Below are 25,646 nucleotides of genomic sequence, written 5' to 3'. Positions count from 1 at the left end.
GGAGGCAGTCCGCCGCGGCAGCAAGTGGCGTATGCTAGTGTTTCGGGTTGCCGCCGGTCCGGCCCAGTCGGACTTCTGCCGCGCCCGACGCCTTTTCTCCTGTTTGCCTTCGACTGCATGAACGATATCTTCCGCTCGTTTGGCCGCGCGCTGGTCAGCCAGCTGCATCCCCGCATGCTGATGCTGACCGTGCTGCCTTTCGTCCTGGCCACGCTGCTGTGGGGCGGTCTGCTCTGGTGGGGCTGGGACCCCATCATGGGCGCCACGCGCAGCTTCCTGGAAACCTCCATCCTGACCAGCTGGATCTACAGCGCGCTCGACTGGTTCGGCCTGCAATCGATGCGCACCATCGTGGCGCCGCTATTCGTGGCGGCGCTGGCGATCCCGCTGGTGATTGCCTCGATGCTGATGTTTATCGGCGTGTTCTCGGTGCCGGCGGTGGTGCGCCACCTGGAGCGCAACTACCCGGACCTGGCCAAGGCCCATGGCGGCAGCATCCTGGGCAGCGTGTTCCAGTCGCTGGGCAGCACGCTGGTGTTCCTGGTGCTGGTGCTGGTGACGCTGCCGCTGTGGCTGATCCCGCCGTTCTTTGCGCTGATCCCGCCGGTGCTGTGGGGCTGGCTGACCTACCGCGTGATGACGTATGACGCGCTCGCCGACCACGCCAGCGCCGAAGAGCGCAAGACGCTGGTGCGCCGCCACCGCACGCCGCTGCTGGTGATCGGGGTGGCGGTGGGGCTGCTGGGCTCGGCGCCGACGCTGCTGTGGGTGTCGTCGGCGGCGGTGATCTTCCTGTTCCCGTTCGTGCTGGCCGGCACGCTGTGGCTCTATGTGCTGATCTTTATCTTCTCGGCGCTGTGGTTCGGCCACTTCTGCCTGCGCGCGCTGGCGCAATTGCGGGCCGAGCGCGCGGCGGTGCCGGCCCAGCCGCCGGCGCATCAGCCGGACAAGCCGGCGCTTGACGGCGACGTCATCGACCTGGCGCCGACCGACGTGCGCCGCATCGAAAATTCCTGAAGCGAGGGCAATATGGGTTTTGGCCTGATCGTCATTGGCGACGAGATCCTGTCGGGGCGGCGTGAAGACAAGCATCTGCGCCGCACCATCGAACTGCTGGGCGCGCGCGGCCTGGCGCTGGGCTGGGCCGAATACGTCGGCGACGACCGCGCCCGCATCACCGCCACGCTGCGGCGCACGCTGGCCGGCCCGGACGTGGTGTTCTGCACCGGCGGCATCGGCGCCACGCCGGACGATCACACCCGCCAGTGCGCGGCTGCCGCGCTGGGCGTGCCGCTGGTGCTGCATCCCGAGGCGCGCGAGCTGATTGCGCTGCGCATTGCCGAGACCGCCGGCGGCGACCCGGTCAAGGCCGACCTGAACCAGCCGGAAAACCAGCACCGCTTCAAGATGGGCGAGTTCCCCGAGGGCGCGCGCATCATCCCCAACAGCTACAACCGCATCCCGGGCTTTTCGGCCGGTCACCACCACTTCATGCCGGGCTTCCCGGTGATGGCATGGCCGATGATGGAATGGGTGCTGGACCACGACTATGCGCACCTGTTCCACCAGGTGCAGCAGCAGGAGCGGGCCTTCTACGTGTTCGAGGCGCCGGAGTCCACGCTGACGCCGCTGATGGAGAAAGTCGAAGCGGCGCATCCCGGCATCCGCGTGTTCAGCCTGCCGTCGGTCGGCGACGTGCAGCGCGGCGACCGCTTCGCGCGCCGCCATATCGACCTGGGGGTCAAGGGCCCGGCCGATCTGCTGGCGCCGGCCTATGCGATGCTGCTCGAAGGCGTGCAGGCGATGGGGTTCGAGACCGTGGAGCAGCCGCCGCGCGAAGCGGCGCAGGCTTAAGGCGCCACGGGTCGCAAAAAGAAGAAGGGGCAGCCTTGGCTGCCCCTTCTCTCATTCTGGCCCGACCGCGATCAGGCGCCGTGCCACGGCAGTCCGCGCACGCACCAGCCTTCAACCGTCTTGCGGTGGTGGTGGTCGTCGCGGTTGCCCTCGAAGCCTTCCAGCACGTCCATGGCGAAGTGGTAGCCGGCTTCGGTTGCCACGCGCGCGGCGTGCTTGGAGCGCGCCGCGCTGCGGCACAGGAACAGCACCGGCACGTCGGCCGGCACGCGTGCCCTCAGCTCTTCGACAAAGCGGGCATTCTGCGCACCGCCCGGATAGGACATCCATTCGACATGAGCGAACTGCGCGTCCGGCACATCAACGCCGCCGACCCAGTCCAGCTCGGCCTGGGTGCGCACGTCGACCAGCACGGCGGAAGGATCGTTCTGCAGCAGCGCAAAGGCTTCCTGCGGCGACAGCGCGCCGAAATACGGGAGCTGGTTCTGTTGCTGGCGCTGGCGGGCGGCCTGGAGGAGATCGTCTCGGGTGGTCATCTGCGTGACAAATTTGAGGAATGGAATGGGGGCGGCAAGACCGCAACGTACTATTCTATAGCGCCGGGCCGGTTCGAAGCCTGATTGCCGGCTGCCGGGGCGCCGAATGACTCTTTTTGGTGCGCCTGCACTGTTACAGTGCTACACCTTGCTGAATGCACCATTGTGGTGTTTTATTAGGAGGCGCTACGCCGGAATGCGTGTAACCGGTGCGCCACTCGGCAGCGAAGCAGCTGCTTGCCTAGCGGACGCTGACGCCGCCGCGGTGCGCGGTTCGCCGACGTTGCACATTTTTCGGGCCACCGGTGGCAGTGGGGCGTTTGCATGGCACGCTTTCTGCTAACATTCCTCGTCCTTTCGTGGCTGGTCGGGACGGCGCGGCAGAGCATGCATCGGCGCCGGTGACGACAGGCCCAAGAATTGGCTTTCTCAGACTTCCGCCGAATATCCAGGAGATTGGCATGGCCCACAGCGTTGCAGACGTGATGAAGCTTGTGAAGGAAAACGACGTCAAGTTCGTCGATTTCCGTTTCACCGATACCAAAGGCAAGGAGCAACACGTGTCCGTGCCCGTGTCGCACTTCGATGAAGACAAGTTCGAAAGCGGCCACGCCTTCGACGGTTCGTCGATCGCCGGCTGGAAGGGTATCGAAGCTTCGGACATGCTGCTGATGCCGGATTCGAACACGGCCCACATCGACCCGTTCTACGAAGAGCCGACGCTGGTGCTGTCCTGCGACGTGATCGAGCCGTCGGACGGCAAGGGCTATGACCGCGACCCGCGTTCCATCGCCAAGCGCGCCGAAGCCTACCTGAAGAGCACCGGCCTGGGCGACACCGCCTTCTTCGGCCCGGAGCCCGAGTTCTTCATCTTCGACGGCGTGACCTGGAACGTCGACATGCAAGGCTGCTTCGTGAAGATCCACTCCGAAGAAGCCCCGTGGTCGTCGGCCAAGGAATTCGAGCATGGCAACAGCGGCCACCGTCCGGGCAAGAAGGGCGGCTACTTCCCGGTCGCCCCGATCGACACCTTCCAGGACATGCGTTCGGAAATGTGCCTGATCCTGGAATCGCTGGGCATCCCCGTTGAAGTCCACCACCACGAAGTGGCTGGCCAGGGCCAGAACGAAATCGGCACCAGGTTCAGCACGCTGGTGCAGCGCGCCGACTGGACCCAGATGCAGAAGTACGTGATCCAGAACGTCGCCCACACCTACGGCAAGACCGCCACCTTCATGCCGAAGCCGATCGTTGGCGACAACGGTTCGGGCATGCACGTGCACCAGTCCGTGTGGAAGGACGGCCAGAACCTGTTCGCGGGCAACGGCTACGCCGGCCTGTCGGAATTCGCGCTGTACTACATCGGTGGCATCATCAAGCACGCCCGCGCCCTGAACGCCATCACCAACCCGGGCACGAACTCGTACAAGCGCCTGGTGCCGGGCTTCGAAGCTCCGGTGAAGCTGGCCTACTCGGCCCGCAACCGCTCGGCTTCGATCCGTATCCCGTATGTGGCCAACCCGAAGGGCCGCCGCATCGAGACCCGCTTCCCGGATCCGCTGATGAACCCGTACCTGGGCTTCTCGGCGCTGCTGATGGCCGGCCTGGACGGCGTGATGAACAAGATCCACCCGGGCGAAGCTGCCGACAAGAACCTGTACGACCTGCCGCCGGAAGAGGATGCAAAGATCCCGACCGTGTGCTCGAGCCTGGACCAGGCGCTGGAGTACCTGGACAACGACCGCGAGTTCCTGACCCGCGGCGGCGTGTTCTCGAACTCGATGATCGATGCCTACATCGAACTGAAGATGGAAGAAGTCACGCGTTTCCGCATGACCACGCACCCGGTCGAGTTCGAAATGTACTACTCGCTGTAAGCGGCCCTTGCCCGGGAATGACGCAGGTTGTGACCGGGCAACAGTTGCACCAGAAAGGGGCGGCTTCGGCTGTCCCTTTTTGCTTTGCTCGCTAGAATGGGGAATCCTGTTCCACCCCCGTTCAAATCTAACGCCATGTTCATGGACGCCTCTTCACGCACGGCTCGCCGGACCCTGACCTTGCCCCGATCTCTGCACCAATTTCGTCTCGGATTCCCTGTTCTGGTGAGTGCCGTGGCGCTGACGCTGTGCGCATGGGCCGGGCAGTCTTCCGCGCAGTCCTCGGATGTCTATGTCTGCACCGGGCCCAACGGCGTGCCCGAGTATCGCAACGGCAATGCCGGCAAGGGCTGCAAGAAGCTGAACCTGCCCGAGGTGGTGACAGTTCCGGGCGGGCGCATCGCTGCGCCGGCCAAGGGCGCTGGCACCACAGCCGGCGCGGCGGCCGGCAGCACCAGCTTCCCGCGGGTGGACAGTGCCACGCAGAGGAGCCGCGACGGCGAGCGCCGCTCGGTGCTCGCGCAGGAGCTGCAGGCCGAAGAGGCCAAGCTGCAGGCGCTGCGTGCCGAGTACAACAACGGCCAGCCGGAGCGCCAGGGCAATGAGCGCAACTATCAGAAATACCTCGATCGCACGGCAGCGCTGCGCGACGACATCGCCCGCAGCGAGGCCAACGCGGCGTCACTGCGGCGCGAGCTTGGCAATTTGAAGGACTAGTCTTATGCGTCGCCTGATTCGCGGAGTGTCGCGCAAGGTCAGCGGTGCCGACGGCGCCCGTGGCGAATCGCCGGCGGCTGACGCGGTACCGGCCGCAGGCAGCGCCCAGGTGCTGACCATGGGCGCCGTGGCGTTCCATGCCGGCCTGGACGTGGTGGCCAACCCGGTGCTGCTGGTGCGGCAGCCGGGGCTGCGCGTGGTCTTTGCGAACCCGGCGGCCGAAGCCACCTTCGGCGTGTCGCGCAAGGGCATGGTGGAACTGACGCTGCCTGACCTGTTCGGGAGTTCCGATGAGCTGCACAGCATGATCGACACCGTGGTCACGCGGCAGTTCGATGTGCGCCGGCAGGACCTGATCCTGCACCCGCCGCTGCAGGAGCCGCTCCATGTGCACGTGGTGATCGCCGCGCTGGAAGCGGTGGGCGACACCGTGGTGGTGGAGATCCTGCCCAATGAACAGAAGGTGCGCAGCGAACGCGAAGAGCGCATCCTGGACCTGACCTCGGCCAACAAGGAACTGATCCGCAACCTGGCCCACGAGATCAAGAACCCGCTGGGCGGCATCCGCGGCGCGGCGCAGCTGCTGGAGTTCGAGCTGCCGGAGCGCTCGCTGCGCGAATACACGCAGGTCATCATCAAGGAATCGGACCGGCTGCAGACGCTGGTGGACCGGCTGCTGGAGCCGCACCGGCATCCGCATATCGTATCGAGCCTGAATATCCACGAGGTGCTGGAGCGCGTGCGCTCGGTGGTGCTGGCGGAGTTTCCCAACGGGCTGGAGATCGTGCGCGACTACGATGCCAGCCTGCCCGAGTTGCAGGGCGACATGGAGCAACTGATCCAGGCCGTGCTCAACATCGTGCACAACGCCGCGCAGGCGCTGGCCGAGCGCATGGCGCGCGGCGATGCGCAGATCGTGCTGCGCACGCGGGTGGCGCGCCAGGTCACGATCGCCAAGCGTTTGTTCAAGCTGGCATTGGACTTGCATGTCATCGACAACGGCCCGGGAATTCCCGAAGACATCCGCGAACGCATCTTCTTCCCGCTGGTATCGGGCAGGGATGGCGGCAGCGGACTCGGTCTCACACTCGCTCAAACCTTCGTGCAGCAGCACGAGGGCTTGATCGAATGCGAGAGCAGGCCGGGCTGTACCGACTTCCGCATCCTGTTGCCGCTGCACTAGCTTTTGCTGGCGTCCGCGAGCGATGGTGCACCCGCCGTGGCCGGGCATGCGGAAGACCAAATGACACCGAGCAGACAAGCGACGCACATGAAGCCGATCTGGATAGTCGACGACGATCAATCAATCCGCTGGGTCCTGGAAAAGGCCCTTGCCCGTGAAAGCCTGCTCTCGCGCAGCTTCACCAATGTGCGGGATGCGCTGGCCGCGCTGGAAGACGACCAGCCGCAGGTGCTGATATCGGATATCCGCATGCCCGGCGGATCGGGCCTGGATCTGCTGCAGGCCATCAAGGCGCGGCATCCGGGCCTGCCGGTCATCGTGATGACGGCCTACTCGGACCTGGACAGTGCCGTGGCCGCGTTCCAGGGCGGCGCCTTCGAATACCTGGCCAAGCCCTTCGATGTCGACAAGGCGGTCGAGCTGATCCGCCGCGCGCTGGAAGAAAGCCTGCGCGAGGAAGAATTGGACGACCGCCTGGTCGATGCGCCCGAGATCCTCGGCCAGGCGCCGGCGATGCAGGACGTGTTCCGCGCCATCGGCCGGCTCTCGCAGTCCAACGTGACGGTGATGATCACCGGCGAGTCCGGCACCGGCAAGGAACTGGTCGCACGCGCGCTGCACAAGCACAGCCCGCGCGCCAACGGGCCCTTTATCGCGCTCAATACCGCAGCCATCCCCAAGGACCTGCTCGAATCCGAACTGTTCGGCCATGAGCGCGGCGCCTTCACCGGCGCGCAGACCATGCGGCGCGGCCGCTTCGAGCAGGCCGAGGGCGGCACGCTGTTCCTCGATGAAATCGGCGACATGCCGTTCGACCTGCAGACGCGCCTGCTGCGCGTGCTGTCCGATGGCAACTTCTATCGTGTCGGTGGCCATAACCCGTTGCGCGCCAATGTGCGCGTGATTGCCGCCACGCACCAGAACCTGGAGCTGCGCGTCAAGGAAGGGCTGTTCCGCGAGGACTTGTTCCACCGCCTGAACGTGATCCGGCTGCGCTTGCCGCCGCTGCGCGAACGCCCGGAGGACATCACGCTGCTGGCGCGTCATTTCCTGCAGAAGAGCGCCAAGGAACTGGGCGTCGAGCCCAAGCGCATGTCCGACGAAGCGCTGGTCTATGTCAGCACGCTGCCGTTCCCCGGCAACGTGCGCCAGCTGGAGAACCTGTGCAACTGGCTGACCGTGATGGCGCCGGCGCAGACCATCGAGGTCAAGGACCTGCCGCGCGAGATGCTGGAGGCCGGCACCAGCGAGCCGGTCAATGCGCCGCGGCCTGAGCGCGTTGCCGAAGCGCGCGCGCCCGAGTATGAAAGCGCGCCTGACCTTGCCGACTACGGCGGGTATGCGACGCCGGTGGCAGAGGCCGACACGGCCACCGCAGTCCGGCCCGCGTCCGTGGCGACGGTGGTCCCGGCCCCGGCCTCGGCCGGCTGGGAAAGCCTGCTCGCCGGCGAGGCACGGGCGATGCTCGAAGCCGGCCAGCCGGAGGTCATGGATGTGCTGACGCGCCGGTTCGAGAAGGCGGTGCTGGAGGCCGCGCTGGGCGTCACGCGCGGGCGCCGCGTCGAGGCGGCGACCCGGCTTGGGATCGGGCGCAATACCATCACGCGCAAGCTGCAGGAGTTGGGGTTCGACTGAGCCAGGGCAGGGCAGGCGACAAAAAAACCGGCCGGGACTTTCCCGGCCGGTTTTTTGTTTTGCGTGACGTATTCAGCCGCGCGCTTCGACCAGCCGCTGCGCCATCTCGGCAAAGCCTTCGCCACCGGCCGCTGCGGTGATATAGGCCGGCGGCACCGGCAGCTGCGGCAGGATGTCGCGCACATTGGCCACGCCAACCGACAGCGGAAAGTGGGCGAACATGCTGGCATCGTTGGCCGAATCGCCGATAAACAGCCATTCATCGCGGCGCGCGTCCATGTCTTCGCCCAGCAGTTCGGCCACGCACAGCTTGCTCATCGACAGCTTGTCGTGCAGACCGAACCAGCCGTTGACATGGATCGAGCTGACCGTGGCGGTCATGCCGGCCTCGCGCATGATGGCGGCGATGCGGGCCACGGCGCCTTCAGGCAACGGCGCGACGTCTTCGGCATGGTCGATGGCCAGGTCGGCGGCATGCCAGGCCTGGTCCGAGGCCAGCGCGCAGCCCGGCACTTCGTGCAGGATGCGCTGCCCCAGCGCGTGGATGCGCTCCAGGTTGCGCGCGCGCGTTGGCGCATCGTCCAGGAAGCGTGTTTGCAGGCGGCCGTTGTGCAGGTGCGAGTAGAACGCACCGTTCTCGCCGATGATGGCGTCGACCGGCCACAGCCGGGTCAGGATCTCGGCCCAGGCGATGCAGCGCCCGGTGACCGGGATCACGTGCAGGCCCGCGCGGCGCAGGCCGTCGAGCGCCAGGTAGGTCGAGGCCGGCAGCCGCCCGTCGGTGGTCAGGGTGCCGTCGATGTCGGTCAGCACGCCGCGCACGCTGCGCAACGACGTATTAGAGAGCTTGTTCAGGGATTGCATGGCGGGCCATTGTAACCGTGGATCTGGCGGTAATTTCTCTTATTGCACTGCAAAAGGCATCGTACTGGCCATGCTGGTGAATCTTCTGATTTGCTAGCGCGGGTGCGACAGGCGTAACATGCCGCTGTCACAAAAGAATCACATAGTGTCGGATTTTACCGACCGAGACACACACCAGGAGCCACTGATGTCCTTATCCCGTACCGTGCTCAAACTCGCAGCGCTGGCGGCCCTGACCGGGGCCGGCAGCGCCCATGCCGCCGTTGAAATCCAGTGGTGGCACGCCATGCAGGGCGCCCTGAACGACAAGGTGAACGAGATCGCCAACAAGTTCAACGCCAGCCAGTCCGAATACAAGGTGGTGCCGGTCAACAAGGGCAACTACGACGAAACCATGGCCGCGGGCATTGCGGCCTTCCGCGCCGGCGGCTCGCCCGCCATCCTGCAGGTGTTCGAAGTGGGCACCGCCACCATGATGAGCGCCAAGGGCGCGATCAAGCCGGTGTCGGCGGTGATGAAGGACGCCGGCGAGAAGTTCGACCAGAAGGCGTATATCCCGGCGGTGGCGGGTTACTACACCTCGTCCAAGGGCGAGATGCTGTCGTTCCCGTTCAACAGCTCGACCACGGTGTTCTACTACAACAAGGACGCCTTCAAGAAGGCCGGCCTGGATCCGGAAAAGCCGCCCAAGACCTGGCCCGAGGTGATGCAGTACTCGGCCAAGCTCAAGGCCTCGGGCACCAACTGCGCCTACACCACCGACTGGCAGGGCTGGGTCCACCTGGAGAGCTTCTCGGCCTGGCACAACACCCTGTACGCGACCAAGAACAACGGCTTCGGCGGCACCGATACGCGCCTGCTCTTCAACAGCCCGCTGCACGTCAAGCACATCACCAACCTGCAGGACATGGTGAAGAAGGGCTACTTCAGCTATGGCGGGCGCAAGGCCGAGTCGCAGGCCAAGTTCTATAACGGCGAGTGCGCGATGTTCACCGGCTCGTCGGCATCGCTGGCCAATATCCGCAAGAACGCCAAGTTCGCGTTCGCGGTGGCGCAGTTGCCGTACTACCCGGAGGTGCAGGGCGCCCCGCAGAACACCATCATCGGCGGCGCTTCGCTGTGGGTGATGGGCGGCAAGAAGCCCGACGAGTACAAGGGCGTGGCCAAGTTCTTCAATTTCCTGTCGCGCCCCGAGATCCAGTCTGACTGGCACCAGGCCACCGGCTACCTGCCGGTGACAACGGCGGCCTACGAACTGACCAAGAAGTCGGGCTACTACGACAAGAACCCGGGTGCCGACGTGTCGGTGCAGCAGATGGTGGTCAAGACCACCGACAAGTCGCGCGGCGTGCGCCTGGGCAACATGGTGCAGATCCGCACCGTGGTGGACGAGGAACTGGAAGCCGTCTGGGCCGGCAAGAAGGAGCCCAAGGCGGCGCTGGATTCGGCCGTGGCTCGCGGCAACGACCTGCTGGAACGCTTCCAGAAGACTGCCCGCGAATGACCCGGGCCTTGCCAGCAAGCTGATGTGACAAGCGGGCGGCGGCGAAACCTCCGCCCGCTTGCATTGCGGCCGCCCTCATCGGGCCGGCCGCAACTCCGTACCTAGTCCGATGCCGCGACCCGCGGCGTCCGCCGGAATCCGTTTATGGAAAAACGCGTTGTTTTCCGCTCGCCGTGGCTGCCGTATCTGCTGGTCTTGCCGCAGATCGCGGTCACGCTGATCTTCTTCTTCCTGCCCGCCGGGCAGGCGTTATACCAGTCGATGCTGCAGCAGGATGCCTTCGGCATCAACCTGGAGTTCGTCGGCCTGGACAACTTCCGCATGCTGTGGAACGACCCGCTGTACGTGGAGTCGTTCCAGACCACCGCCATCTTTGCCGTGGGCGTCACGGTGGTGGGATTGACCACCGCGCTGGCGCTGGCCTATTTTGCCGACCGCATCATCCGCGGCGCCGTCGGCTACAAGACGCTGCTGATCTGGCCGTATGCGGTGGCGCCGGCCGTGGCCGGCGTGCTGTGGATGTTCATGTTCAATCCGACGCTGGGCGTGGTGTCCTATGCGCTGCGCAAGCTCGGCGTGGAATGGAACTTCCTGCTCAACGGCGACCAGGCATTGCTGCTGGTGGTGCTGGCCGCCGCCTGGAAGCAGATCAGCTACAACTTCCTGTTCTTCCTGGCGGGGCTGCAGAGCATCCCGCGCTCGCTGATCGAGGCCGCCGCCATCGACGGCGCCGGCCCGTGGCGCCGTTTCTGGTCGATCGTGTTCCCGCTGCTGTCGCCGACCACCTTCTTCCTGATGGTGATCAACGTGGTCTACGCGTTCTTCGATACCTTCGCGATCATCGACGCGGTCACCCACGGCGGCCCGTTCAATTCGACCAACACGCTGGTCTACAAGGTCTTCCATGACGGCTTCCGCGGCATGGACATCGGGGGCTCGGCCGCGCAGTCGGTGGTGCTGATGGTGATCGTGATCGCGCTGACTGTGGTGCAGTTCCGCTACGTGGAACGCAAGGTCCAGTACTGACGGAGACAGCACATGGTAGAACGTCGTCCCTTCCTAGATTTCCTGAGCCACGCGGTGCTGATCCTGGGCATCGTGATCGTGGTGTTCCCGGTGTACCTGACCTTCGTTGCGTCCACGCTGACCGCCGAAGAGGTGCTGGACGCGCCGATGACGCTGATCCCCGGCAGCCACCTGATCGAGAACTATCGCACCGTGCTGTTCCAGGGCGTGGGCGAGGCCGCATCGCCGGTCTCGACCATGATGAAGAACAGCCTGATCATGGCGCTGGGCATTGCGCTGGGGAAGATCGCCATCTCGATCATCTCGGCCTTTGCCATCGTCTATTTCAAGTTCCCGCTGCGCAAGACCTTCTTCTGGCTGATCTTCATCACGCTGATGCTGCCGGTGGAGGTACGGATCCTGCCGACCTACAAGGTGGTTTCCGACCTGGGCATGCTGGACAGCTACTTCGGCCTGACCATCCCGATCATCGCGTCGGCCACCGCCACCTTCCTGTTCCGCCAGTTCTTCCTGACGATCCCGGACGAGCTGGCCGAGGCCGCGCGCATCGACGGCGCCGGGCCGCTGCGTTTCTTCTGGGACGTGGTGCTGCCGCTGTCGCGCACCAGCATCGCCGCGCTCTTCGTGATCCAGTTCATCTACGGCTGGAACCAGTACCTGTGGCCGCTGCTGATCACCACGCAGAAGTCGATGACGCCGGTGGTGGTGGGCGTGACGCAGATGATCTCGCGCTCGGGCGATGCCGCCACTGACTGGAACCTGGTGATGGCTACGGTGATGCTGGCGATGATCCCGCCCGCGGTGGTGGTGGTGCTGATGCAGAAGTGGTTCGTCAAGGGCCTGGTCGAAACGGAAAAATAAGGCGCGGTGGCCACGAGCCACGCGCAGGACAATAGCAATGGCAAAACTGTCGCTACGCAACGTACAGAAAACCTACGCCGGCAACGTCAAGGTGGTGCACGGCATCGACATGGAGATCGCCGACGGCGAGTTCATCGTCATCGTCGGCCCCTCGGGCTGCGGCAAGTCCACGCTGCTGCGCATGGTGGCGGGGCTGGAAACCATCACCGGCGGCGAGATCGATATCGGCGACAAGGTGGTCAACGACCTGGAGCCGGCCGAGCGGGACATCGCCATGGTGTTCCAGAACTACGCGCTCTATCCGCATATGAGCGTGTACGACAACATGGCCTATGGCCTGAAGATCCGCGGCATGGCCAAGGCCGAGATCGCGCAGCGGGTGAACCATGCAGCCGGCATCCTGGAGCTGGCGCCGCTGCTGGACCGCAAGCCGCGCCAGCTGTCGGGCGGGCAGCGCCAGCGAGTGGCCATGGGTCGCGCCATCGTGCGCGAGCCGGCGGTGTTCCTGTTCGACGAGCCGCTGTCCAACCTGGACGCCAAGCTGCGCGTGCAGATGCGGCTGGAACTGAAGGAGTTGCACCGGCGCCTGGGCACCACCAGCCTCTACGTGACCCATGACCAGGTCGAGGCGATGACGCTGGCCGACCGCATGATGGTGCTCAACGCCGGGCGCGTGGAGCAGATCGGCACGCCGCTGGAAGTCTATTCGCGGCCGGCCAGCACCTTCGTGGCCGGCTTTATCGGCTCGCCGCCGATGAACCTGATCCCGGTGGCGCGCAACGCCGGCGGCGACACCAGCGCGCAGATGCGCGTAGTGGCGAAGGAGGGCGAGGCCGCCAACGCCACGCTGGGGCACCTGCCGATGGGACTGCACCTGCCGGAGCAGGCATTGCTGGGGCTGCGCCCGGAGCATATCGAGCCGTGCGCCGCGCATGAGGCCATCGCCGAAGTCGATGTGCGCGTGGTCGAGGCGCTCGGCGCGGATTCCTTCGCCTATGGTTCGCTCGGCGGGCAGCCAGTGGTGGTGCGGCTGGACAGCCATGCGCACGTGCGCGCCGGCGACCGCCTGCCGGTCACGTCGTCGGCGGAGCACCTGCATTTCTTTGCGCCCGACACGGGCAAGCGCATCGAGGCCTGATCATGGCGGACGAACAGACAACCTGGCCAGGCGCGGTGACCACCGACAACTGGCCGTATCCGCGCCATATCGCGCACCGTGGCGCGGGCAAGCTGGCGCCGGAGAACACGCTTGCAGCCTTCCGCCATGGCGCGTCCTTCGGTTACCGGATGTTCGAGTTCGACGTGAAGCTGACAGCTGACGGCAAGCCGGTCCTGATGCATGACGCCACGCTGGACCGCACCACCTCCGGCAGTGGGCGGGTGGACAGCCTGACGCTGGGCGAAGTGGCGCAGCTCGACGCCGGCAGCTGGCACAGCGCCACCTTTGCGGGCGAACCCGTGCCAACACTCAGGGCGATCGCACGCTACACCTGCGCCAACGGGTATTGCATCAATATCGAGATCAAGCCTGTCCCGGGCCGGGAGACGTTGACCGGTGCCGCCGTGGCGCTGGACGCGCAGAGCCTGTGGCGCGGCGCGCCAGTGCCCCCGTTGCTGTCGTCCTTCTCCGAAGACGCACTGGCGGCGGCGCGCCGGGTTGCGCCGGACCTGCCGAGGGCGCTGCTGCTCGACAAGCTGCCCGTGGACTGGCTGGACCGGCTGCGCGAGCTCGATTGCGTGGCGCTGGATGCCAACCACCGTGTGCTCAATGCCAAGGTGATTGCCGACGCGCATGCTGCCGGCTTCCGGGTCCTCAGCTACACGGTCAATGACCCGGAGCGTGCTGAACAGTTGCTGGCCTGGGGCCTGGACGGGCTGATCACCGACGCCGTCGACCAGATAGCGCCTTGATGCAAATTGTTGTGCTGATGTTGCTAATTCGCTGATTGCGCACTGAATTGTCGTGGGTGGCTGTTTCGTATCGCGAAAAGTCCACATTGATCCAAGGCAATTCATGCTATTCTTACCGCCGTGAAGACTTTAGGTCCTTCCCCGCACAACTTGCCCTTTCGGGCCTTGTGAGGAAGCCATCACATGCAGCACCCTGGCGGTGCCGTTTGCGTAGGCGCCTCGTTCGGGCTCCCAAGAGTTGTTTGCGATCCGCTAACCGGTCAAGCCGTGTCGCGGAAGGTTGAATAACCCGCTGAACTCCGGCATTCCCGGAGAATAGTGAGCGTCCCATGATGCAGCAGTATCAGAGCAACTCGTACCTCTTCGGCGGTAACGCCCCGTATGTCGAAGAACTGTACGAAGCCTACCTCCAGAACCCCGCCTCGGTTCCCGACAATTGGCGCGCGTATTTCGACGCCATGCAGAACGTTCCTGCGGTCGACGGCACCAGCGCCCGGGACATCCCCCACGCCCCCATCGTTGCCTCGTTCGCCGAGCGCGCCAAGCAAGGCCCCATCAAGACCATCGTTGCCTCGGCCGATTCCGACATGGGCCGCAAGCGCGTCGCTGCCACCCAGCTGATCGCCGCCTACCGCAACATCGGTTCGCACTGGGCCGACCTGGACCCGCTCAAGCGCCAGGAGCGTCCGCCCCTGCCGGACCTGGACCCGGCGTTCTACGGCTTCTCCGAAGCAGACCTCGACATCGTCTTCAATGCCAGCAATACCTACTTTGGCAAGGAGTCGATGAGCCTGCGCGAGCTGCTCAACAACCTGCGCGAAACCTACTGCGGCACCATCGGTTTCGAATTCATGTACGTGAGCGACCAGGCGCAGAAGCGCTGGTGGCAGGAACGCCTGGAAACCACGCGTTCCAAGCCCGTGTTCACGCTGGACAAGAAGAAGCACATCCTGGACCGCCTGACCGCGGCTGAAGGCCTGGAGCGCTTCCTGCACACCAAGTACGTCGGCCAGAAGCGCTTCTCGCTGGAAGGCGGCGAAAGCTTTATCGCCGCCATGGACGAACTGGTCCAGCACGCCGGCAGCAAGGGCGTGCAGGAAATCGTGATCGGCATGGCCCACCGCGGCCGCCTGAACGTGCTGGTCAACACCCTGGGCAAGATGCCCGCCGACCTGTTCGCCGAATTCGAAGGCAAGCACGTCGACGACCTGCCGGCCGGTGACGTCAAGTACCACAAGGGCTTCTCGAGCGATGTCTCGACCGATGGCGGCCCGGTCCACCTGTCGCTGGCGTTCAACCCGTCGCACCTGGAAATCGTCAACCCGGTGGTCGAAGGCTCGGCCAAGGCCCGCCAGGAACGCCGCGGCGAAGTCGGCCACAAGGAAGTGCTGCCGGTGCAGGTGCACGGCGACGCGGCCTTTGCCGGCCAGGGCGTGGTGATGGAGACGCTGAACCTCGCGCAGACCCGCGGCTACGGCACGGGCGGCTCGATGCACATCGTCATCAACAACCAGATCGGCTTCACCACCTCCGACCCGCGCGACGCGCGTTCAACGCTGTACTGCACGGACGTGGTCAAGATGATCGAGGCCCCGGTGCTGCACGTGAACGGCGACGATCCCGAAGCCGTGGTGTACGCCATGCAGCTGGCCGTGGACTTCCGCATGGAGTTCAAGAAGGATGTCGTGGTCGACATCATCTGCTTCCGCAAGCTGGGCCACAACGAGCAGGACACCCCGGCGGTGACGCAGCCGCTGATGTACAAGAAGATCGCCCAGCACCCCGGCACGCGCAAGCTGTACGCCGACAAGCTGGCCGCGCAGAACCTGGTCCCGGCCGAGTTCGGCGACGAGAAGGTCAAGGAATACCGCGCCGCGATGGACGCCGGCAAGCACACTGCCGACCCCGTCCTGTCGAACTTCAAGAACAAGTTCGCCGTGGACTGGATGCCGTTCCTGAACCGCAAGTGGACCGACGCCGCCGACACCGCCGTGCCGGTGACCGAGCTCAAGCGCCTGGCCGAACGCATCACCACCACGCCTGAGACGCTGAAGCTGCACCCGCTGGTGGAAAAGGTCGTCAAGGACCGCGCCAACATGGGCCGCGGCGACCAGCCGCTGGACTGGGGCATGGGCGAGCACCTGGCCTTCGCCTCGCTGGTGTCCTCGGGCTACCCGGTGCGCATCACCGGCCAGGATGCCGGCCGCGGCACCTTTACCCACCGCCACTCGGTGCTGCACGATCAGAACCGCGAGCGCTGGGATGCCGGCAGCTATGTGCCGCTGCAGAACGTGTCGGAAAACCAGGCACCGTTCACGGTGATCGACTCGGTGCTGTCCGAAGAAGCCGTGCTCGGCTTCGAATACGGCTACTCGGCCGCCGAACCGAACGCGCTGGTGATCTGGGAAGCCCAGTTCGGCGACTTCGTCAACGGCGCCCAGGTGGTGATCGACCAGTTCATCTCGTCGGGTGAAGTGAAGTGGGGCCGTGCCTCGGGCCTGACGCTGATGCTGCCGCACGGCTACGAAGGCCAGGGCCCGGAACACAGCTCGGCCCGTATCGAGCGCTTCCTGCAGCTTTGCGCGGACCACAACATGCAGGTCTGCCAGCCGACCACGCCGGCCCAGATCTTCCACCTGCTGCGCCGCCAGATGATCCGCCTGTTCCGCAAGCCGCTGGTGATCATGACGCCGAAGTCGCTGCTGCGTAACAAGGACGCCGTGTCGCCGCTGTCGGACCTGGCCAAGGGCCACTTCGAGACGGTCATCCCTGACCACGAAGAGCTCAACGCCAGCAAGGTCAAGCGCGTCATCATGTGCTCGGGCAAGGTCTACTACGACCTGGTCAACACGCGCAAGGAACGCGAGGCCAACGATACGGCCGTCATCCGCCTGGAACAGCTGTATCCGTTCCCGCACAAGGCCGTGGCAGCAGAACTCAAGAAGTATCCGAACGCCACCGAAATCGTGTGGTGCCAGGACGAGCCGCAGAACCAGGGCGCCTGGTTCTTCGTGCAGCACTACATCATGGAAAACATGACGGATGGCCAGAAGCTCGGTTATGCCGGTCGTCCCGCTTCGGCTTCGCCGGCAGTGGGCTACTACGCAAAGCACAACGAGCAACAGAAGGCGCTGCTGGATGCTGCCTTTGCCAAGCTCAAGGGCTTTGTTCTGACCAAGTAATCAAGCGGCAGCCGCGGCGGCGCGCGCAGATGGCCGCCGTGGCATAGCCAGCATAAAGACAACACGCATAACACGAGGAATTCACAACCATGGCTATCGTTGACGTCAAGGTTCCGCAGCTCTCCGAATCGGTCGCCGAAGCGACCATGCTCAACTGGAAGAAGAAGCCGGGCGAGGCTGTTGCACAGGACGAAATCCTGATCGAGATCGAAACCGACAAGGTCGTGCTGGAAGTGCCGGCCCCGTCGGCTGGTGTCCTGTCGATTATCGTCAAGAGCGACGGCGACACCGTCGTGGCCGATGAAATCATCGCCAAGATCGACACCGAAGCCACCGCTGGCGCCGCCGCACCGGCCGCCGCTGCTCCGGCACCCGCCGCTGCCGCCCCCGCACCCGCTGCTGCCGCTCCGGCCGCCGCCGGCGCCGTGGCGATGCCGTCGGCTGCCAAGCTGATGGCCGAAGCCGGCCTGTCGGCTGGCCAGGTTGCCGGCACCGGCAAGGATGGCCGCATCACCAAGGGCGACGTGCTGGGCGCAGCCGCTGCGCCGGCTCCCGCTGCCAAGGCTGCCCCGGCTCCGGCCGCCAAGCCGGCGCTGCAGCAGGTTTCGGCCCCGGTCGACTTCGCCGCGCTGGGCGACCGCCCGGAAGAGCGCGTGCCGATGAGCCGCCTGCGCGCCCGTATCGCCGAGCGCCTGCTGCAATCGCAATCGACCAACGCCATCCTCACCACCTTCAATGAAGTGAACATGAAGCCGGTGATGGACCTGCGCAACAAGTACAAGGACCGCTTCGAGAAGGAACACGGCGTGAAGCTGGGCTTCATGTCGTTCTTCGTCAAGGCCGCGGTGCACGCGCTGAAGAAATTCCCGCTGATCAATGCTTCGATCGACGGCAACGACATCGTCTACCACGGCTACTTCGACATCGGTATCGCCGTGGGCTCGCCGCGCGGCCTGGTGGTGCCCATCCTGCGCAATGCCGACCAGATGAGCCTGGCCGACATCGAGAAGAAGATTGCCGAGTTCGGCGTCAAGGCCCGTGACGGCAAGCTGTCGCTGGAAGAACTGACCGGCGGTACGTTCTCGATCTCCAACGGCGGCGTGTTCGGCTCGATGCTGTCGACCCCGATCATCAACCCGCCGCAATCGGCCATCCTGGGCGTGCACGCCACCAAGGACCGCCCGGTGGTGGAAGACGGCCAGATCGTGATCCGTCCGATGAACTACCTGGCGATGTCGTATGACCACCGCATCATCGACGGCCGTGAAGCCGTGCTGGGCCTGGTCGCCATGAAGGACGCGCTGGAAGATCCGGCCCGCCTGCTGCTGGACCTGTGAAACGGTCCCCCCGCGCACGTCTGCCGTGCGCGGGGCGCGCTTCCCCCGTGATGAAGGCGCGCCGGCACAAGCTGTCGCCGGCGCCCACAAAGGAATTCCCATGAGCAAACAATTCGATGTGCTGGTGATCGGCGCCGGCCCCGGCGGCTACATCGCCGCCATCCGTGCCGGCCAGCTGGGCCTGAACGTGGCCTGCTGCGAAGGCAATCCGTATGACGATCCCAAGGGCGAAGCCCGCCTGGGCGGCACCTGCCTGAACGTGGGCTGCATCCCCTCCAAGGCGCTGTTGGCTTCCTCGGAAGAGGTCGAGAACGTCCAGCACCACCTGGGCGACCACGGCATCACCGTGGGCGACGTCAAGGTCGACGTGGCCAAGATGCTCAAGCGCAAGGACGAGATCGTCGGCAAGATGACCAAGGGCATCGAGTTCCTGTTCCGCAAGAACAAGGTGACGCTGCTCAAGGGCTACGGCAAGTTCGTCGGCAAGACCGCCGAGGGCTTCCAGGTCGAGATCGCCGGTGAAGTCGTGACCGCGAAGCAGGTCATCATCGCCACCGGTTCGAAGGCCCGCCACCTGCCGGGCGTCAAGGTCGACAACGACCTGGTCAGCGATAACGAGGGTGCGCTCAAGTTCCCCGCAGTGCCGAAGAAGCTGGGCGTGATCGGCGCCGGCGTGATCGGCCTGGAGCTGGGCTCGGTGTGGCGCCGCCTGGGTTCCGAAGTGACCGTGCTGGAAGCGCTGCCCGCTTTCTTGGGCGCCGCTGACGAAGGCGTGGCCAAGGAAGCGCAGAAGCAGCTGACCAAGCAGGGCCTGAAGTTTAGCCTCGGCGTGAACGTCAACGAAGTGACGACCGGCAAGAACGGCGTGACCGTCAAGTACACCGACAAGGACGGCAAGGCCCAGACCCTGGAAGTCGATCGGCTGATCGTGTCAGTCGGCCGCGTGCCCAATACCGACAACCTGGGCCTGGACGCTGTCGGCCTGGCCGCGGACCAGCGCGGCTTCATCGAGGTGGACGACCACTGCGCCACCAAGGTGCCGGGCCTGTGGGCCATCGGCGACGTGGTGCGCGGCCCGATGCTGGCGCACAAGGCCGAGGACGAAGGCGTGGCCGTGGCCGAGCGCATCGCCGGCCAGAAGCCGCACATCGACTACAACTGCGTTCCGTGGGTGATCTACACCTTCCCGGAAATCGCATGGGTAGGCAAGACCGAAGCCCAGCTCAAGGCCGAAGGCCGCGAGTACAAGGCCGGCCAGTTCCCGTTCATGGCCAACGGCCGTGCGCTGGGCATGGGCCATGCCGACGGCTTCGTCAAGATGCTGGCCGACGCCAAGACCGACGAGATCCTGGGCGTGCACATCGTTGCCGCCAACGCCTCTGACCTGATCGCCGAAGCCGTGGTGGCGATGGAGTTCAAGGCCGCCAGCGAGGATATTGGCCGGGTCTGCCATCCGCACCCGTCGATGTCGGAAGTCATGCGCGAAGCCGCGCTGGCCGTCGACAAGCGTCAGCTTAATATGTAAGGCGCATGCTTCGCATTGCCTGAGTACCGGCGCGCCGCATCCGCGGCGCGCCGTTTTCACTTGCGGCCCGTGCCGCAGGAACCCGTCAGCATGAACGTCACCGAGTACTACGAGAAGGAACTGAAGGAGCGCGGCTACCAGTCCGACGAAGCGCAATTGCGCGCCGTGGCCCGGCTGCAGCAGTGCTACGACGAATGGGTGGCCTACAAGAGCCGCCGCAACAGTGCGCTGAAGAAGCTGCTGGTCCGTCCCGACGTGCCCAAGGGCGTCTACTTGTGGGGTGGGGTGGGGCGCGGCAAGTCCTTCCTGATGGACAGCTTCTATACCTGCGTGCCGGTGGTGCGCAAGACGCGGCTGCATTTCCACGAGTTCATGCGCGAGGTCCATCGCCAGCTCGAAGAGCTGCGCGGCCGTCCCGATCCACTGGATGAGCTGGCCAAACGTATCGCGCGCCGCTTCCGGCTGATCTGCTTCGATGAATTCCACGTCAGCGACGTCGCCGATGCGATGATCCTGCATCGCCTGCTGCAGCAGATGTTCGAGAACGGCGTGCAGTTCGTGATGACTTCCAACTACCGCCCGGACCTGCTGTATCCGGATGGCCTGCACCGCGACCGCGTGCTGCCGGCCATCGCGCTGCTGCAGCAGAAGCTCGACGTGCTCAACGTCGACGCGGGCATCGACTATCGCAAGCGCGCGCTGGAGCAGGTGCAGGCGTACCACACGCCGCTCGGCGCCAAGGCGAGTTCCGCGCTGCGCGACGCCTTCACCTCGATCGCCGGCGTGGCCGACGAGTCACCGCTGCTGCATATCGAGCACCGCGAGCTGCGCGCGCTGCGCAAGGCCAACGGCGTGGTGTGGTTCGACTTTGCCACGCTGTGCGGCGGCCCGCGCTCGCAGAACGACTACCTGGAACTGGCGTCCCAGTTCCATACCGTGATCCTGTCCGACGTGCCGCGCATGACGCCGCGCATGTCGTCCGAGGCACGCCGCTTCACCTGGCTGATCGATGTCTTCTACGACCACAAGGTCAAGCTGCTGATGTCGGCGGAAGTGCCCGCGGACGAGCTCTACACCGAAGGCCAGATGGCCAATGAGTTCCATCGGACCGTATCGCGCATCATCGAGATGCAATCGCGCGAATACCTGGAATCCGAGCGCCGCACCATGGATACCACGCTCACCTGAGCGTTGTTTTCCGGCCCGGCGCGACAATAGCCGGGCCGCATTGACCTATATCAAGGTCGATTCGGGGACCCGCATATACCCTCCATTGGGTAGAAAAAGGTCCCCATGTCGTCGCCCCCAGTCACCAGTCCTTCAGCCAGCTTGCTGGCACCGTACCCGCCGGCCGCGCTCCGTGACGCCGCGGGCCCGGCTGCGTCCGGCGCCGGTGCGCGGCTGGCCTGCTTCCATTGCGGCCTGCCCGTCACGGACACCGAGCCGCTTGCCGCCGAGCTGGACGGCAGCCGCCGGGTGTTCTGCTGCGGCGGTTGCCAGGCACTGGCGCAGACCCTCCATGCGGCCGGCTTTGCCCACCTGTATGGGGAAGAAGCCCGCTTCGCCCGCCCCATCGACGACGACGCCCGGCGCGAGGCCGAGCCGATCTGGGCCGCCTACGACACCCCTGAGTTGCGCTCCCAGTTTGTCCGCCCGCTTGACGGCGGCCGCGCCGAGATCACGCTGGCACCCGAAAACATCCGCTGCGCCGCCTGCGCGTGGCTGATCGAACAGCACCTGAGCCGCCAGCCGGGCGTGGAGTCCGCGGTCGCCAATGTCACCACGCGGCGCGTGGTGGTGCGCTGGCGCGATGGCGCCCAGACGGTGGCGGGGCTGCTGGCCGCGCTGGCCGGGATCGGCTACATGGCCTGGCCGTTCGAAGTCTCGCGCACCGACCAGCAGGACCGCCGCGCGCGCCGCGGGCTGCTGATGCGCATGGCCGTGGCCATGCTCGGCATGATGCAGGTCATGATGTACGCTTGGCCGATCTACACCCATGAGGCCACCATCGACCCTGGCCAGCTCCAGTTGATGCGCTGGGCCAGCTTTGCGCTGACGCTGCCGGTCGTGTTCTATGCCGCCTCGCCGATCTTTGCCGGTGCCTGGCGCAGCCTGCGCCAGCGCCATATGGGCATGGACGTGCCGGTGGCGATCGGCATCGGCGCCGGCTTTGCCGCCAGCGCGCTGGCAACAATGCGCGGCGTGGGCGAGGTGTATTTCGATTCGGTGACGATGTTCGTCGCCTTCCTGCTGCTGGCCCGCTACCTGGAACTGCGCGTGCACCAGGCCTCGCGCAGCGGCGCCGAGATGCTGGCGCGCCAGCTGCCGGCCACCTGCGAACGGCTGGCCGCCACCGGTGCCGCCGGCGAGCGTGTCCCGGTCGCGCGCCTGCGCGCGGGCGATCTCATCCGCGTCAAGGCCGGCGAGATTGTTCCCGCCGATGGCGCCGTGGTGGCGGGCGCGAGCGAACTCGATGAATCCATGCTGACCGGCGAGAGCCGCCCGGTGCGCCGCGCCGCCGGCGAGACCGTGCTGGCCGGCAGCTTCAATACGGCAAGCCCGCTCGAACTGCGGATCACGCGCGTCGGCGCCGGCACCCGCCTGGCCGAGATCGTCGCCGTGCTGGACCGTGCGCTGGCTGAAAAGCCGCGCCTGGCCACGCTGGCCGACCGCGTCGCGGGCTGGTTCGTGGCGACGCTGCTGGTGCTGGCGGCGCTGACCGGGCTGGTATGGGGCCTCTGGATCGATCCGTCGCGCGCCTTGCTCGTGACGATTGCGGTGCTGGTGGTCAGTTGCCCGTGCGCCTTGTCGCTGGCCACGCCGGCCGCACTGGCCGCGGCCGGTGCGGCGCTGTCGCGCCGCGGCGTGCTGCTGACACGCGGCCACGCGCTGGAGACGCTGGCGCGCGTCACCGACGTGGTGCTCGACAAGACCGGCACGCTGACCGAAGGCCGCTTTGCCGTGGCCGCGGTCGAGCCGCTGGCTGACGCCGATCGGGCCCAATGCCTGGCACTGGCCGCCGCGATGGAGCGCGGTGGCGAACATCCGATCGCGCGCGCACTGGTGGCCGCGGCACAGGGCAACGCCGGCATGCCGCTCCAGGTGTCCGACATGCGCAACGTCCCGGGCCAGGGCCTGGAGGCGCTCGTCGATGGCCGACGCCTGCGGCTTGGCCGCGCCGACTTTGTCGCGGCGCTGAGGCCTGACAGCGGCCAGGCACCGGACACCGGGCGCAGCGACGCAGACCATCCTGGCGCCACCGTGGTGTGGCTGGGCGCGCAAGCGGGCCCGCTGGCGCGCTTCGTCCTGGCCGATGTCGAGCGGGCGCAGACGCCGGGGCTGCTCGCGCGGCTGAGCGAACTGGGCGTGCGCTGCCACCTGGTATCGGGCGATCACGCCGATGCGGTCCGCTGGTGGGCATCGCACTTCGGCATCGAATGCGTGGCCGGCGCGGTCACCCCGGAAGGCAAGCGCGACTACGTGGCGCAGCTGCAGCAGGGTGGGGCGGTGGTGCTGGCCGTGGGGGACGGCATCAACGACGCGCCAGTGCTGGCGCAAGCGCAGGTATCGATTGCCATCGGCAGCGGCGCGCCGCTGGCCCAGGCCGGGGCGGACGCGGTGCTGACGCACGGCGGCGTGGCCGAGATCGCCACCGCGCTGGCGGTGTCGCGCCAGACGCGCCGGGTGGTGCGCCAGAACCTGGGTTGGGCCTTCTTCTACAACGTGGTGGCCATTCCGCTCGCAGCGACGGGGCTGGTCACAGCCTGGATGGCCGGCATCGGCATGTCGCTGTCGTCGTTGCTGGTGGTGGCCAATGCCTGGCGCCTGCTGCGCGCCGGCAAGCCGCGCCACAAGGGAGTCTGACTGATGGAAACGCTTTACCTGCTGGTGCCGATGAGCCTGGTGCTTGTCGTGGTCATCGCGGGCGCGCTGTGGTGGGCCCTACATGCCGGGCAGTACGACGACCTGGACCGGCCCGCCGAATCGATCCTGCTGGACAACGACAAGCCCTGAACCCGCCGGGCGACGCGCCCTCCGACCGGGGCCCCGCACGCAGGTTCCTCATGCCCTGAGCGACTTGATAAAGATCAACGCACACGCAGCATGGTTTTTCTAAAGTCACACTGTCGGTAGGTTTTTTCTCTTCTCTAAGCTTTGGGGGTCTGAATGGATGTCACTGCCGCGTCTTCACGCGTCGACACCTTCAATTACGGCGTCGTAAGACAGTTCGCTGTCATGACGGTAGTCTGGGGGATCGTCGGCATGGCCGTCGGCGTGCTGCTGGCAGCACAGCTGATCTGGCCCGAACTCAACTTCAACACACCCTGGTTGTCGTTTGGCCGGCTGCGACCGCTGCATACCAATGCGGTGATCTTCGCCTTCGGCGGCAGCGCGCTGTTCGCGACCTCGTACTACGTGGTTCAGCGCACCTGCCAGGCCCGCCTGTTCTGCGGCCCGCTGGCCGCGTTCACGTTCTGGGGCTGGCAACTGGTTATCGTCGCCGCCGCCATCACGCTGCCGCTGGGGATCACCAGCTCCAAGGAATACGCCGAACTGGAATGGCCGATCGACCTGCTGATCACCGCGGTCTGGGTGGCCTACGCGATCGTGTTCTTCGGCACCATCGTCAAGCGCAAGACCCGGCATATCTACGTCGCCAACTGGTTCTTCGGCGCCTACATCCTGACCATCGCGCTGCTGCATATCGTCAACAACATCGAGATGCCGGTGTCGCTGTGGAAGTCCTACTCGGCCTATGCCGGCGTGCAGGACGCGATGATCCAGTGGTGGTACGGCCATAACGCCGTGGGCTTCTTCCTGACCACCAGCTTCCTGGGGATGATGTACTACTTCATTCCCAAGCAGGCCGAGCGCCCGATCTACTCCTACCGGCTGTCCATCGTCCACTTCTGGGCGCTGAACTTCACCTACATGTGGGCCGGCCCGCACCACCTGCAGTACACCGCGCTGCCGGACTGGGCGCAGTCGCTGGGCATGGTGTTCTCGCTGATCCTGCTGGCGCCGTCGTGGGGCGGCATGATCAACGGCATCATGACCCTGTCGGGGGCCTGGCACAAGCTGCGCACCGACCCCATCCTGAAGTTCCTGGTGGTGGCGCTGTCGTTCTACGGCATGGCCACGTTCGAAGGCTCGATGATGTCGATCAAGACCGTCAACGCGCTCTCGCACTACACGGACTGGACCATCGGTCACGTGCACTCGGGCGCGCTGGGCTGGGTCGCGATGATCTCGATCGGCTCGCTCTACTACCTGATCCCGCGTCTGTTCGGCGAGAAGCAGATGTACAGCGTCCGGCTGATCGAGTGGCACTTCTGGATCGCGACCATCGGCGTGGTGCTGTATATCGCCTCGATGTGGATTGCCGGGGTGATGGAAGGCCTGATGTGGCGCGCCACGCAGCCTGACGGCACGCTGACCTATGCCTTCGTCGAAGCGGTCAAGGCCAAGTACCCGTTCTACCTGATTCGCTTGCTGGGTGGCCTGTGCTTCCTGTCCGGCATGCTGCTGATGGCCTACAACGTGCTCAAGACCATCGTCGGCAAGCCCGCCGTGGATGCGCCGATCCCGGCCAGCATCCCTGCCTCTGCCCACTGATCAATCCAGGATAGAAAG

20 protein-coding genes are annotated in these 25,646 nt (G+C 65.7%); 18 read left to right on the top strand and 2 right to left on the bottom strand.

The features are described from left to right. The first annotated feature begins 117 nt into the window (after nucleotides 1-117). Both ACW4E8_RS14085 and ACW4E8_RS14080 read left to right on the top strand, forming a co-directional pair. Complete coding sequence (locus ACW4E8_RS14085; protein WP_456805066.1) at nucleotides 118-1,017, top strand: EI24 domain-containing protein; 900 nt, start codon at nucleotides 118-120, stop codon at nucleotides 1,015-1,017. 12 nt (nucleotides 1,018-1,029) lie between these two features. Then, nucleotides 1,030-1,854, top strand: a complete 825-nt coding sequence (locus ACW4E8_RS14080; RefSeq protein ID WP_456805065.1) for a competence/damage-inducible protein A — start codon at nucleotides 1,030-1,032, stop codon at nucleotides 1,852-1,854. Nucleotides 1,855-1,925: 71 nt separating this feature from the next. On the opposite strand, the gene ACW4E8_RS14075 is transcribed toward ACW4E8_RS14080, so the two are convergent. Further along, nucleotides 1,926-2,390 carry a rhodanese-like domain-containing protein gene (locus ACW4E8_RS14075; RefSeq protein WP_010809453.1) on the bottom strand — a complete coding sequence of 155 codons (465 nt, stop codon included), beginning with the start codon at nucleotides 2,388-2,390 and terminating at the stop codon, nucleotides 1,926-1,928. Nucleotides 2,391-2,851: 461 nt separating this feature from the next. Here ACW4E8_RS14075 and ACW4E8_RS14070 point away from each other — a divergent pair, with 461 nt between their 5' ends. The 4 genes from ACW4E8_RS14070 to ntrC all read left to right on the top strand — a co-directional run bounded on the left by ACW4E8_RS14070 (nucleotide 2,852) and on the right by ntrC (nucleotide 7,802). Continuing rightward, nucleotides 2,852-4,267, top strand: coding sequence for a 3-hydroxylaminophenol mutase (locus tag ACW4E8_RS14070; RefSeq protein ID WP_456805064.1), 1,416 nt, complete (start codon nucleotides 2,852-2,854; stop codon nucleotides 4,265-4,267). 141 nt (nucleotides 4,268-4,408) lie between these two features. Then, a complete protein-coding gene (locus ACW4E8_RS14065) occupies nucleotides 4,409-4,984 on the top strand; it encodes a DUF4124 domain-containing protein (RefSeq protein ID WP_456805063.1) in 576 nt (191 codons plus the stop codon). Between the two features lie 4 nt (nucleotides 4,985-4,988). Then, nucleotides 4,989-6,167 carry a nitrogen regulation protein NR(II) gene (gene glnL / locus ACW4E8_RS14060; protein ID WP_456805062.1) on the top strand — a complete coding sequence of 393 codons (1,179 nt, stop codon included), beginning with the start codon at nucleotides 4,989-4,991 and terminating at the stop codon, nucleotides 6,165-6,167. Between the two features lie 87 nt (nucleotides 6,168-6,254). Further along, nucleotides 6,255-7,802, top strand: a complete 1,548-nt coding sequence (ntrC, locus tag ACW4E8_RS14055; RefSeq protein ID WP_456805061.1) for a nitrogen regulation protein NR(I) — start codon at nucleotides 6,255-6,257, stop codon at nucleotides 7,800-7,802. Nucleotides 7,803-7,874: 72 nt separating this feature from the next. On the opposite strand, the gene ACW4E8_RS14050 is transcribed toward ntrC, so the two are convergent. Next, nucleotides 7,875-8,666, bottom strand: a complete 792-nt coding sequence (locus ACW4E8_RS14050; RefSeq protein ID WP_456805060.1) for an HAD-IIB family hydrolase — start codon at nucleotides 8,664-8,666, stop codon at nucleotides 7,875-7,877. Nucleotides 8,667-8,853: 187 nt separating this feature from the next. On the opposite strand from ACW4E8_RS14050, the gene ugpB reads away from it, so the two are divergent. The 12 genes from ugpB (at nucleotide 8,854) to ccoN (ending at nucleotide 25,628) form a co-directional block, all read left to right on the top strand. Continuing rightward, entirely contained in the window at nucleotides 8,854-10,170 is a 1,317-nt protein-coding gene (gene ugpB / locus ACW4E8_RS14045; RefSeq protein WP_456805059.1) for a sn-glycerol-3-phosphate ABC transporter substrate-binding protein UgpB, read from the top strand. Nucleotides 10,171-10,314: 144 nt separating this feature from the next. Beyond that, on the top strand, nucleotides 10,315-11,196 hold the full coding sequence (gene ugpA / locus ACW4E8_RS14040) for a sn-glycerol-3-phosphate ABC transporter permease UgpA (RefSeq protein WP_456805058.1): 882 nt from the start codon (nucleotides 10,315-10,317) through the stop codon (nucleotides 11,194-11,196). 12 nt (nucleotides 11,197-11,208) lie between these two features. Next, complete coding sequence (ugpE, locus tag ACW4E8_RS14035) at nucleotides 11,209-12,057, top strand: sn-glycerol-3-phosphate ABC transporter permease UgpE (RefSeq protein ID WP_013957190.1); 849 nt, start codon at nucleotides 11,209-11,211, stop codon at nucleotides 12,055-12,057. Between the two features lie 37 nt (nucleotides 12,058-12,094). Then, complete coding sequence (locus ACW4E8_RS14030; RefSeq protein ID WP_456805057.1) at nucleotides 12,095-13,195, top strand: sn-glycerol-3-phosphate import ATP-binding protein UgpC; 1,101 nt, start codon at nucleotides 12,095-12,097, stop codon at nucleotides 13,193-13,195. A 2-nt stretch (nucleotides 13,196-13,197) separates the two neighbouring features. After that, complete coding sequence (ugpQ, locus tag ACW4E8_RS14025; protein WP_013957188.1) at nucleotides 13,198-13,968, top strand: glycerophosphodiester phosphodiesterase; 771 nt, start codon at nucleotides 13,198-13,200, stop codon at nucleotides 13,966-13,968. 329 nt (nucleotides 13,969-14,297) lie between these two features. Continuing rightward, complete coding sequence (locus ACW4E8_RS14020) at nucleotides 14,298-17,150, top strand: 2-oxoglutarate dehydrogenase E1 component (protein WP_456805056.1); 2,853 nt, start codon at nucleotides 14,298-14,300, stop codon at nucleotides 17,148-17,150. Nucleotides 17,151-17,239: 89 nt separating this feature from the next. Beyond that, nucleotides 17,240-18,487, top strand: coding sequence for a 2-oxoglutarate dehydrogenase complex dihydrolipoyllysine-residue succinyltransferase (odhB, locus tag ACW4E8_RS14015; RefSeq protein WP_456805055.1), 1,248 nt, complete (start codon nucleotides 17,240-17,242; stop codon nucleotides 18,485-18,487). A gap of 100 nt (nucleotides 18,488-18,587) precedes the next feature. Then, the gene (lpdA, locus tag ACW4E8_RS14010; RefSeq protein ID WP_456805054.1) at nucleotides 18,588-20,012 is read left to right on the top strand and encodes a dihydrolipoyl dehydrogenase; all 1,425 of its coding nucleotides are present in this window, start codon (nucleotides 18,588-18,590) and stop codon (nucleotides 20,010-20,012) included. 90 nt (nucleotides 20,013-20,102) lie between these two features. Continuing rightward, nucleotides 20,103-21,200 (top strand): cell division protein ZapE, encoded by a 1,098-nt coding sequence (zapE, locus tag ACW4E8_RS14005; RefSeq protein WP_456805053.1) that lies wholly within the window; start codon nucleotides 20,103-20,105, stop codon nucleotides 21,198-21,200. A gap of 105 nt (nucleotides 21,201-21,305) precedes the next feature. After that, nucleotides 21,306-23,876 (top strand): heavy metal translocating P-type ATPase, encoded by a 2,571-nt coding sequence (locus tag ACW4E8_RS14000; RefSeq protein WP_456805052.1) that lies wholly within the window; start codon nucleotides 21,306-21,308, stop codon nucleotides 23,874-23,876. Between the two features lie 3 nt (nucleotides 23,877-23,879). After that, a complete protein-coding gene (gene ccoS, locus ACW4E8_RS13995) occupies nucleotides 23,880-24,026 on the top strand; it encodes a cbb3-type cytochrome oxidase assembly protein CcoS (RefSeq protein ID WP_010809469.1) in 147 nt (48 codons plus the stop codon). A gap of 153 nt (nucleotides 24,027-24,179) precedes the next feature. Continuing rightward, the gene (gene ccoN, locus ACW4E8_RS13990; RefSeq protein ID WP_013957182.1) at nucleotides 24,180-25,628 is read left to right on the top strand and encodes a cytochrome-c oxidase, cbb3-type subunit I; all 1,449 of its coding nucleotides are present in this window, start codon (nucleotides 24,180-24,182) and stop codon (nucleotides 25,626-25,628) included. Nucleotides 25,629-25,646: the final 18 nt, after the last annotated feature.

The organism is Cupriavidus sp. CP313, from assembly GCF_054072015.1.
This window is presented reverse-complemented; position numbering and strand designations above follow the sequence as displayed.

Coding starts and splice junctions, on each gene's coding strand:
- ACW4E8_RS14085 (WP_456805066.1), top strand. CDS start 118: ATGAACGATATCTTCCGCTCGTTTGGCCGCGCGCTGGTCAGCCAGCTG.
- ACW4E8_RS14080 (WP_456805065.1), top strand. CDS start 1,030: ATGGGTTTTGGCCTGATCGTCATTGGCGACGAGATCCTGTCGGGGCGG.
- ACW4E8_RS14075 (WP_010809453.1), bottom strand. CDS start 2,390: ATGACCACCCGAGACGATCTCCTCCAGGCCGCCCGCCAGCGCCAGCAA.
- ACW4E8_RS14070 (WP_456805064.1), top strand. CDS start 2,852: ATGGCCCACAGCGTTGCAGACGTGATGAAGCTTGTGAAGGAAAACGAC.
- ACW4E8_RS14065 (WP_456805063.1), top strand. CDS start 4,409: ATGGACGCCTCTTCACGCACGGCTCGCCGGACCCTGACCTTGCCCCGA.
- glnL (WP_456805062.1), top strand. CDS start 4,989: ATGCGTCGCCTGATTCGCGGAGTGTCGCGCAAGGTCAGCGGTGCCGAC.
- ntrC (WP_456805061.1), top strand. CDS start 6,255: ATGAAGCCGATCTGGATAGTCGACGACGATCAATCAATCCGCTGGGTC.
- ACW4E8_RS14050 (WP_456805060.1), bottom strand. CDS start 8,666: ATGCAATCCCTGAACAAGCTCTCTAATACGTCGTTGCGCAGCGTGCGC.
- ugpB (WP_456805059.1), top strand. CDS start 8,854: ATGTCCTTATCCCGTACCGTGCTCAAACTCGCAGCGCTGGCGGCCCTG.
- ugpA (WP_456805058.1), top strand. CDS start 10,315: ATGGAAAAACGCGTTGTTTTCCGCTCGCCGTGGCTGCCGTATCTGCTG.
- ugpE (WP_013957190.1), top strand. CDS start 11,209: ATGGTAGAACGTCGTCCCTTCCTAGATTTCCTGAGCCACGCGGTGCTG.
- ACW4E8_RS14030 (WP_456805057.1), top strand. CDS start 12,095: ATGGCAAAACTGTCGCTACGCAACGTACAGAAAACCTACGCCGGCAAC.
- ugpQ (WP_013957188.1), top strand. CDS start 13,198: ATGGCGGACGAACAGACAACCTGGCCAGGCGCGGTGACCACCGACAAC.
- ACW4E8_RS14020 (WP_456805056.1), top strand. CDS start 14,298: ATGATGCAGCAGTATCAGAGCAACTCGTACCTCTTCGGCGGTAACGCC.
- odhB (WP_456805055.1), top strand. CDS start 17,240: ATGGCTATCGTTGACGTCAAGGTTCCGCAGCTCTCCGAATCGGTCGCC.
- lpdA (WP_456805054.1), top strand. CDS start 18,588: ATGAGCAAACAATTCGATGTGCTGGTGATCGGCGCCGGCCCCGGCGGC.
- zapE (WP_456805053.1), top strand. CDS start 20,103: ATGAACGTCACCGAGTACTACGAGAAGGAACTGAAGGAGCGCGGCTAC.
- ACW4E8_RS14000 (WP_456805052.1), top strand. CDS start 21,306: ATGTCGTCGCCCCCAGTCACCAGTCCTTCAGCCAGCTTGCTGGCACCG.
- ccoS (WP_010809469.1), top strand. CDS start 23,880: ATGGAAACGCTTTACCTGCTGGTGCCGATGAGCCTGGTGCTTGTCGTG.
- ccoN (WP_013957182.1), top strand. CDS start 24,180: ATGGATGTCACTGCCGCGTCTTCACGCGTCGACACCTTCAATTACGGC.